Annotated in this window: 7 protein-coding genes; 4 read left to right on the forward strand and 3 right to left on the reverse strand. The window is 67.1% G+C overall.

The window, feature by feature from the left end:
* Nucleotides 1-3,308: hypothetical protein (locus tag CYU89_RS12755; protein ID WP_296281491.1), on the reverse strand; the 3,308-nt coding region annotated here is incomplete at its 3' end.
* 464 nt (nt 3,309-3,772) lie between these two features.
* Nucleotides 3,773-4,522 (reverse strand): GntR family transcriptional regulator, encoded by a 750-nt coding sequence (locus CYU89_RS12760; protein WP_296281493.1) that lies wholly within the window; start codon nt 4,520-4,522, stop codon nt 3,773-3,775.
* Between the two features lie 124 nt (nt 4,523-4,646).
* Between CYU89_RS12760 and zwf the strand changes: the two genes are divergently transcribed.
* The 4 genes from zwf to CYU89_RS12780 all read left to right on the forward strand — a co-directional run bounded on the left by zwf (nt 4,647) and on the right by CYU89_RS12780 (nt 9,679).
* The gene (zwf, locus tag CYU89_RS12765; RefSeq protein ID WP_296281495.1) at nt 4,647-6,125 is read left to right on the forward strand and encodes a glucose-6-phosphate dehydrogenase; all 1,479 of its coding nucleotides are present in this window, start codon (nt 4,647-4,649) and stop codon (nt 6,123-6,125) included.
* Nucleotides 6,126-6,213: 88 nt separating this feature from the next.
* Complete coding sequence (gene pgl / locus CYU89_RS12770; RefSeq protein WP_296281496.1) at nt 6,214-6,927, forward strand: 6-phosphogluconolactonase; 714 nt, start codon at nt 6,214-6,216, stop codon at nt 6,925-6,927.
* A 167-nt stretch (nt 6,928-7,094) separates the two neighbouring features.
* Nucleotides 7,095-7,613: a c-type cytochrome gene (locus CYU89_RS12775; RefSeq protein ID WP_296281498.1), complete on the forward strand. Its 519-nt coding sequence runs from the start codon at nt 7,095-7,097 to the stop codon at nt 7,611-7,613.
* Between the two features lie 341 nt (nt 7,614-7,954).
* Complete coding sequence (locus CYU89_RS12780; protein ID WP_296281500.1) at nt 7,955-9,679, forward strand: ExeM/NucH family extracellular endonuclease; 1,725 nt, start codon at nt 7,955-7,957, stop codon at nt 9,677-9,679.
* Nucleotides 9,680-9,768: 89 nt separating this feature from the next.
* Here the strand turns inward: CYU89_RS12780 and CYU89_RS12785 are convergent.
* Nucleotides 9,769-9,999 (reverse strand): hypothetical protein (locus CYU89_RS12785; protein WP_296281502.1); only part of this gene is annotated, 231 nt, incomplete at its 5' end.

Raw genomic sequence — 9,999 nt, forward strand, 5'->3', positions numbered from 1 at the left:
CCCGTGCCCAGCGTGTCGGTCAGCGTCGTCACCGACGTGGTCTGCGAGTTCGCCACCACCGTCGTCAGCGTGTAGGTGATCGTCTCACCCACCGCCACCGGACCGGTCGTGCTGGCCGACTTGGCGTACTCCACGACCGGTGCTTGAACCGGCGTAACCTCTGTGTCGGTGCACGCAACATCGGTACTGCCCACAGGGCAGATCGGACTGGTAACAACAGCGGTGTTGCTGATACTGCCATTGGCGACATCTGTCAGCGTGACCGTATAGACGCCCGTCAGCACGCATGTCGTACCCGGAGCCACGCTCGCGCAGGTGATGGTGCTGGGCGCGATCAATGGGTCGCTGATCACAACATCCGTGAGCGTGGTATTACCGGTATTGGTGACTGTGACCGTGTAGGTCAACTCATCGTCGAAGGTCACACTACCGCTGGCATCCCCATCGGCGTTGGCCGTCAGCGCCTTAACCAGCGTCTGCGCCGGGGCAAGCGTCGACGTCACCGTTGCGCTGTCCGGCGGCGAGGTCGTAGTGTTACCGATCGGATCGGTACCCGAAGCAGTGGCCGTATTGGTGATCGAACCGGCATCGATGTCCTGCTGGGTCACCGTATAGGTGCCGGTGCAGGTCGTATTCGCACCGGCCGCCAGGGTGCTCACCGGGCAGCTGACCACTGGCACCGTGCCCGTGCCGTTGAATGCGGTCTCGTTGATCTGCAAGTCCGTGATCGCTACGTTGCCCGTGTTCGTCACCAGGAACGAGTACGTCACTACCTGGCCCGCCGCCGACACCGTCGTCGGCGACGCCGTCTTGTCCAGCGTCAGCGCCGAGTTGAACGTCACCGGCGTAGTAACGCCGTTCTCGCAGCGGGCCTGGCCGGGACAGCCCGGATCACCACCACCGCTCACGCTCGCCGTGTTGGTGACCGACGGCACCGCCGCTTCCGTCGGCGTTACCGGAATGACCAAGTTCACCGCCGCACCAACGCCCACCGCAAGACCGGCGGGGATGGTGCATGTCACCGTTTGACCCGTCGCCGTGCAGCCGGCGGGCAAGACTCCGATCGTCAGGCCATTGGGGACCACGTCAGTGACCGTGCTCACCGCCGTCGTGGCCGTCGCGCCCGTATTGAATACCTGGATCGTGTAGCTGGCCGGCACGCCCAGCGTGAACTCGGCATCGCTGGCCGTCTTGACCAAATTCAACAACGGCGACAGGACGTCCGTATCCACGCTGCTGCAGCTGGTGGTGGGTCCGTTGACACAGCCGGGGCCGGGCGGCGTGCCGGGATTTCCCGTGCCAGTCGGATTGGTCGCCGCGTAGTTGGTGTACGTCTCGGTGGTGGGTGCGAAGCCGGTACTCGACGGCGCCGTCACCGTCAGGGTCACCACCGCGTTGCCGCCCGGCGCAAGCGGGCCAGGCACGGTGCAGGTCAGCAGCGCGCCCAGCACGTTGAGGTTGGTACACGTCGCGCCCGAGGCGGCCGTGGCCTGCATCTCAGCCGGCAACTGGTCCTGCACGATCAGGTTCGTGCCGGTGGTGCTGCTACCGTTGTTGGTCAGCGTCAACGTGTACTGGAAGGCGCTGTCCACATCCACCGACGCCGGGCCGGTCTTGACCACTGAAACGTTGGGGGTCGCGGTGGACGTGACGGTCGCGCTGTCTGGCGGCGACGTCGTGGTGCCACCAACCGGATCCGTACCCGATGCAGTAGCCGTGTTGGTGACCGAACCCGCATCGATGTCCTGCTGCGTCAACGCATAGGTGCCCGAGCAGGTCGTGCTGGCCAGTGGAGCCAGCGTGGTCACTGGGCAGGTGATCGCCGGTGCCGTGCCCGTGCCGCTGAACGCGGTCTCGTTGATCACCACACCGGTGATCGCAACGTTGCCGGTATTGGTGACCAGGAACGAATACGTCACCACCTGGCCCGCTGACGACACCGTCGTCGGCGAGGCCGTCTTGTCTATCGTTAGCGAGGGAGCAGGCTGGAACGTGTTGACGATGGAGCATCGGACCGGCCAGCCGTTCTGGATCGTGACCTGATTGCCACCCGCCAAGACGAGAGGTATGCCATCGACTGCGCACTCCCACTGACCGGCCAAGTACCCTGCCGGCCCGACGGATTCCGACAACGTGTAGGTACCTGCGGCGACTTCGCCGCTGGCGATACCCGCACCGCTGATCGGAGTGGGTCCACTGGCAGAGAGCGTCCACTCTGTTCCTTGGGCTGTGCCACCACCCGTGTTATCTACCAGCTTCTCCAGATTCAGGATCGCAGGCTCGTCATCATTGGTGATCGAGCAACTCGCGCTCTGACCGTTGGACAGCGTCAGCTGGTTGCCCGATAGCGTGCCGGCCGTACAGTTCCACGTGCCGGCGACGTAACCTGCGGCCGTCACTTCCGACAAGATGTACACACCCGCGTTGACCGAGGCATTGGTCACCGCAGCCGTACCGCTGACGCCCGTGATCGTGGTCGGACCGGTGGCCCTCAGCGGGAAGTTGCTGATCGTGGCGGTACCGCCATCGTCGTTGATGACCGTCTTGACCAGCGTCAGCGTCGCCGCCTGGTCGTTGTTGGTGATCGAGCAGCTCGCGCTCTGGCCGTTGGCGAGCGTGAGCTGGTTACCCGACAACGTGCCGGCGGTGCAGCTCCAGGTTCCGGCGGCGTAGCCGGCCACCGTCGCTTCCGACAACGTATAGACGCCGGCACTGACCGAAGCATTAGTGACCGCAGCCGTACCGCTAACACCCGTGATCGTGGTCGGACCGGTCGCCGTCAGCGGGAAGTCGCTGACCGTAGCCGTGCCGCCATTGTCGTTGACGACCGTCTTGACCAGCGTCAGCGTCGCTGCCTGGTCGTTGTTGGTGATGGTGCAGGTGGCGACATCGCCGCCGGCCAGGCTGACCGTGTTGGCCGCCACCGCCGCGCCACCATTCTTGACGCAACTCCATGTCGCTGCCGTGTAGCCGGCGGGACCGCCGGTCTCCGTCAGCGCATACGAGCCGGCAGGTACGGCGACCGAGGTAACGGCCGCCGTGCCGGTCGCTCCCGAGATGGTGGTGGACGGCCCGGTGGCAGTGAGCGTCCAGGCGGTCGCCAGCGCGGTACCGCCGTTGTCATTGACGACCTGCTTGACCAGGGTCAGGCGGGGCAGCGCCAGAACCCCCACCGTCACGCTGGACGTGTTGTTGGCCGTGTTGGTATCGACGATGCCAGCCGGCAACGTGACGTTGGCGGTGTTCGTGACCTGGGTTTGCGCAAGGACCGGTGCCGTGAATGCGCCCCAGACGGCCAGCGTCCCCACTACAAGGAGGGAGCGGCCCTTCCGGGCAAGACGGCGGAATCGAGTTGGAACGTGCACGGTGGTCCCTTGCGCTGGATCGGGAGATAAGCCAGCCGGGACTGCCTCCCCCAAGGCTGTCTTGAAAGTCGGTGCGCTCCCCGACGGCCACTCGGCCGGTCGAATTGGTGCGCACGTCACAAATCGCGCTTCACACCCCGAAGCGGACATCTTTCACACTAAAGTGAGATCTCTATTACATCTTTACTTTAATTTAACGTCAACTCATTGACGTCAATAGGTAAGCGCGTGAACTTCATCACAGAAGCAGCGCATGCCGGCGCCAGAATGCCGCCGCGGCCGATCAGTGGCCCGCTGCGACAGACAAGCGGCAGAAAAAGCCCACGCACGCAGGCCCACCCCGCTCATCCGTTCAGGACAGGCAGGGACAGCAAACCCGGGGAATGGCCGGCCTGGCCGGCAGGGAATCAGTCGCTCTGCAGCTCGGCGACGAAGTCGTAGGCATCGCCCCGGTAGTAGGACCGGGTGGATTCGACGACCCGACCGTCTTCCAGGAAGGCGCGCCGCTCGACCAGCAGGCCTGGCGCACCCACCGGCAGCTCGAGGTGGCGCGCAGCCTCTTCATCCAGCGCCACGGCCCGCAGTCGCTGCAGGGCCCGCTTGGGCCGGTGGCCATAGGCGTCCAGCGCTTCATATAAAGAGGTGGTCACGCTGTCTGGATCAGGCAACAGCGCGTACGGCACCAGGGTGCGTTCGATGGCGATCGGAGATCCGTCGACGTGCCGCAAACGGTACATGCGCACCACGCCGCTGCCCGGCGACAGGTTCAACGCCATCGATTCTTCGGGGGTCACTTCCCCCACGGTGCGCTCGAGAAACTTCACCTGCGGATTCAGACCACGCTCGCGCAGGTCGTCGGTGAAGCTGGTCAGGCGCGAGAACTGGCGGAGGATCCGCTCGGCCACGAACGTCCCGGCCCCCTGTCGCTGCACCAGCAGACCATTTTCGATCAGGCCGGCCAACGCCTTGCGAATGGTCACCCGCGAGAGGTCCAGCAGTTGCGCCAGGTCGCGTTCGCTGGGGAGCGCCTGTCCAGGCCGCAGCACCCCAGCATCCATCAGGTTCTGCAGCGCGCGACGCAGGCGCAGGTAGGCCACTGCCCGGGTGGACTCACCGGTCTGCAGCCGCTGGTATTCCTCGAGCAGGTTCGTTTGCATGACAATAAAAATACCAGTGCCGTACCAATACCGCAACAATCCTTTCACTTAGCGGACCTGTTGGCATCCCATGGTACCCCGGTGGTATTGTGATCGCTCATTCCTGTTGCACCGAGACGCTCCCGTGACTGCGAAGACCTTGCCTGTCGACACCTTCGATCTCGTCATCTTTGGCGGCACCGGCGATCTGGCGTTGCGCAAGCTGCTGCCGGGCCTGCTGCGGCGCTATGCCGACGGCCAGATTCCGGAAGAGAGCCGCATCCTCGGCGTGGCGCGCGACAAGCAGGGCGATGCCGAATACCGGGCGAAGGTCGGCGAGGCGCTCGCCCGCATCGCTAGCGGCGACGAAGCGCTCAAGGCCAAGCTGCCGGCCTTCCTCGACAAGCTGGGCTACATGGCCCTGGATGCCACCAAGGACGAGGGCTGGGACGAGTTCGCCGCCCGACTGCAGACCACCGGTGAGCGCATCCGCGTCTTCTATCTGTCCACCAGCCCCACGCTGTTCGTGAACATCTGCGACCGCCTGCGCGCCCATGGCCTGAATACCGGCAACGCGCGCGTGGTGATCGAGAAGCCGATCGGCCACGACTCGGCCAGCGCCGCGGTCATCAACGATGCCGTCGGCAGTGCCTTCGCCGAAAGCCAGATCTTCCGCATCGACCACTACCTGGGCAAGGAGACTGTCCAGAACCTGCTGGCGCTGCGCTTCGCCAACATCCTGTTCGAGCCGCTGTGGAACGCCAGCCGCATCGACCACGTGCAGATCACCGTGGCCGAAACCGTCGGCCTGGAGAAGCGCGCCGGCTACTACGACACCTCCGGCGCGCTGCGCGACATGGTCCAGAACCACCTGCTGCAACTGTTGTGCATGGTGGCGATGGAACCCCCGGCCGCCCTGCAGGCCGACGCCGTGCGCGACGAGAAGCTGAAGGTCCTGCGCTCGCTCAAGCCGATCCGCGGCGAAGACGTCGGCCACCTGTCCGTGCGTGGCCAGTACCGCGCCGGCGCCAGCAGCGGCGCCGCGGTGCCGGGCTACCTGGACGAACTCGGCAAGCCCGATTCGCGCACCGAGACCTTCGTGGCGCTGAAGGCCGAAGTCGACAACTGGCGCTGGGCCGGCGTGCCGTTCTACCTGCGCACCGGCAAGCGCCTGGCCGAGCGCGTCTCGGAGATCGTCATCGCGTTCAAGCAGATCCCGCATTCCATCTTCGACGACAGCGCCGGCCCCGTGATGGGCAACAAGCTGGTGCTGCGCCTGCAGCCGGACGAAGGCGTGAAGCTGTGGATCATGATCAAGGACCCGGGCCCGGGCGGCCTGCGCCTGCAGCACGTGCCGCTGGACATGAGCTTCGCCGAGGCCTTCGGCGTGCACCAGCCGGAAGCCTACGAGCGCCTGCTGATGGACGTGGTCCGCGGCAACCAGACCCTGTTCATGCGCCGAGACGAAGTCGAGGCCGCATGGGCCTGGATCGACCCGATCCTCTCCGCCTGGGAGGCCGGGCGCGAGACGCCCAAGCCCTACACCGCCGGTTCGTGGGGTCCCAGCGCCGCCGTGGCCCTGGTCGAGCGCGACGGCCGCACCTGGCACGAAGACACCGTCTGACGTCGCCGGCCCCGCCCAGGCGGGGCTTTCCTGGCGCCCCCACGCCGACCTGCCTTCCCCCGGGAAGCCCCCACTCCCGAGTCGCTCCATGCCCCCCACCGATCTCTCGCTGCAGATCCAGCTGCACCCCTTCCCAGATGGCGACAGCGTCGCCACTGCGCTTGCACGCGCCGTGGCCGACGACCTGCGGACCGCGCTCGTGGCGCGTGGCCATGCCAGCATCGCGCTGTCGGGTGGCAGCACGCCCCGGCGCTTCCTGCAGGCGCTGTCGAAGGAGCCGCTGGACTGGGCCAACGTCACCGTCACCCTGGTCGACGAGCGCTGGGTACCCGACGATCATGACCGTTCCAATGCCCGCCTGGTGAAGGCGCACCTGCTGCAGCACGCTGCTGCCGATGCGCACTTCGTGCCGCTCCACCGTGCCACCCCCACTCCGGACGAGGCCCTGGCGGATATCGCGGCGGCCCTGCCGGCGAGGCTGGACGTGGTCGTGCTGGGCATGGGCGGCGACGGGCATACCGCCTCGTTCTTCCCCGGAGGCGACCGCCTTGTCGACGCCATGGATCCGGCCACCCCGGCGACCGTACTGCCGATGCATGCGCCCGGGGCGGGCGAGCCCCGCATCACCCTCACCCTGCCGGTGCTGCGCGACGCCGGCCACCTGTATCTCCATATCGAAGGCGGCGAGAAGCGACAGGTATTGCAGCAGGCGCTGTCGGGCCAGGGCGCCGGGGCCGGCTATCCCATCCGCGGGGTGTTGCAGGCCCTGCGCGCGCCGCTGCAGGTCTACCTGGCGCAGTGAGCGCCCTACCGCCCTTGTTGAGGCAAAGACGGCCTCACTGCTTATAATGCGGCCTTGCCCGCGGCGTTCCGGCGCCCGGCCCCGCCTGGATCGCGCAGCGCGTTGTCCGTCGGCCCCCGTTTTCGTAGCCATGCGCGGCCCTGCGGCCGTGCTGCCAAAGGTGGAAAGTGCGTAACTACGACCTCGAATTCCTCAAGCATTTCTCGATGGTGATCGGCTTCCTGATGCTGGTCACCGCCGGCCTGATCGTCGGTGCGTATTTCCTGCACGACAGCCTGCCGCCGGAAGTGAACCCGAAGGCCGTGCAGATCACCGAGGCCCGCATTGCCCCGGCCGGCGCGGTCTATGCCGGCGAAACCGGTGCCGCGGCCCAAGCGGCCGCCGCAGCGGCCGCCGCGGCGGCTGCCTCCTCCCAGGTCGCTTACGGCGGCACGCTGGACGGTGGCGAGATCTACAAGAACCTCTGCGGCGCCTGCCACACCAACGGCGTCGGCAAGGCACCGATGCTGACCGCTGCCGGCATGGGCGCACGCGCCAGCAAGGGCGTCGACACCCTGTACAAGCACGCGATCGAAGGCTTCACCGGTCCGGACGGCGGCATCATGCCCCCGAAGGGCGGCAACCCGGCCATCTCCGACGAGCAGATCCACGCCACCGTCGACTGGATGCTGGCCAACAGCAAGTAAGGCCTCGCGCCTTCCATGAAACGCCGCCTGCGGGCGGCGTTTTTGTTTGTGTCGTGGGGAATCTCAACCGCTTTCCTTCTCCCCGCCTGCGGGGAGAAGGTGCCGAAGGCGGATGAGGGTCGAACGGAGACCGATTCCGACGGTCCAGGCCTGCCCCCCGCGCTCGACGCATCACGGCGAACTTCCAACGCCGCGGCGCCGACGCCCCTCACCCGCCCTCCGGGCACCCTCTCCCCGTTGTCACGGGGCGAGGGGAAGCACGCCGTCCCGCCTCGCGCGGAAAACCTGCCCGTCACCCATTCCGTTTACCCTTGCCGCCTCGCTCGCCCGGTCCGATCACGATGACGTCTCCCCGCTCGCTGCTCACGCTCGCCCTGCTCGCCCCGCTGTCGCTGCCCGCCTGCGCCACCACGCCGAAGGAGCGCGTTACTTACATCAGCCAGGTACAGGGCGAAGGTGCGCAGAGCCCGCTCGATGGCCAAACCGTCACCGTGGTGGGTGTCGTCACCGGCGCCTTCGTCGAGGGAATGGGCGGCTTCTTCATGCAGGAGGGAGGGGCTGGCAACTCGCCAACGTCACTGGGACTGTTCGTCAAGACAGAAAGTGGCTCACAGATGCCTGCTCTCAACGCGGGAGACGGTGTCCTCGTGCGTGGCGTTGTGCGCGAGCGCAAGGCTGGCGGTGATGAGGCTCTGACGACCGTGTATGCATCCGCCATCGAGCCACGTGGCAAAGGCTATGTGGCGCCCACCGTGCTGAAGACGCTTCCCGACGACTGGGAACGCTATGAAGGCATGCTCGTCCGCATCGACGCCCCGCTCACGCTGACCGGTACCGACGCGCTGGGCCGTTTCGGCGAACTCACTACGAGCTTCGACGGCCGCCTGTGGCAACCCAGCGAAGTCGCCGTGCCCGGCAGCGCCGAGGCCAAGCGCCTGGCCGCCGACAACGCGCGCCGCACCCTGGTGCTGGACGACGGCAGCACCCAACGCGATCCCGCCACCGTCTGGTACGTGAAGAAAAACCAGCCGCTGCGCACCGGCACCGTGCTGACCGGCGCGCAGGGCATCGTCGATGCGCGCCACGGGGGATGGCGCCTGCAGCTCACCGTGGCACCGACGATCGCCGCACCGGAACGCCCGGCCGCGCCGCAGGTCGCCGGCAACGTGCGCATCGCCGCGTTCAACCTGGAAAACCTGTTCAACGGCGACGGCCAGGGCGGCGGCTTCCCCACCGAACGCGGCGCCAAGACCGCGGCGCAGTACCAGGCGCAGGTGCAGAAACTGGTCGGCACCATCCGCGGGCTGGATCCCGACATCGCTGCGCTTATGGAACTGGAGAACGACGGCTACGGCGCCGACTCCAGCCTCGCCCAGCTCGTCGCCGCGTTGAACGCCGGCGGCGGCACGTGGCGCTTCATCGATGCGAAGCAGGGCCCCGGCCCGGACACGATCCGCGTGGGCATCATCTACCGCAGCGACAAGGTGGCGCCCAGCGGCAAGCCCGCCACGCTGCAGGCCGGCCCGTTCGGCGAGCGCAGCCGCAGCCCGCTGGCGCAGGCCTTCGTGCGCGGCACCGGCAAACCCTTCGTCGTGGTCGCCAACCACCTGAAGTCCAAGGGCTGCTCCGAAGCCACCGGCCTGGACGCCGACCAGAAGGATGGCGCCGGTTGCTGGAATGCACTGCGCCTGGATTCGGCGCAGCGTCTCGACGCGTGGCTGAAGACCGATCCCACCCGCACCCGCAGCGACCGCGTGGTCATGCTCGGCGACTTCAATGCCTACGCGATGGAAGCGCCCGTGCGCTGGCTGCGCGACGACGCCGGCTGGGTGGATGCGTTCAAGCAGGCCGGCATCGAACAGCCCTACAGCTACGTCTACAACGGCCTCAGCGGCCGCCTCGACCACGCCCTGCTCAGCCCGTCACTGGCGAAGCAGCTGCGTGGCGCCGCCGAGTGGCACATCAACGCCGACGAGCAGGACGCGCAAGGCTACGCCGACGGCGACCCCACCGTGCCGTTCCGCAGCTCCGACCACGACCCGCTGCTGCTGGGCTTCGATCTGTAGGCGACCTCGCCTGTGGAGCGACGTCCGTCGCGATGACACCTTCGCGGTAGATCATCGCGACCGACTTCGCTCCCACGGAACAGTGCACGTCACCCGTCCATCTTCTCGACCAGCGCCTGCAGTTTCAGCACGGTGGCCCAGTTGCGCGTGGTGGCGGCCTTGCCGGCCTTGCCCACCAGCGCCTCGCCGGCCTTGCTCTCGAGGATGCCGCGCGCGCAATGCAGATAGGCGGCTTCGCTGCCGAGCAGGAACTGTTCCGGCGGCACCACGTGCGGTGCGATGGCGGACAGCGTCGGCAGTGCATCGGCCTCCTGCACGAA

The organism is Pseudoxanthomonas sp. (assembly GCF_002863005.1).
In the GTDB taxonomy this organism is placed as follows: Bacteria; Pseudomonadota; Gammaproteobacteria; order Xanthomonadales; family Xanthomonadaceae; genus Pseudoxanthomonas_A.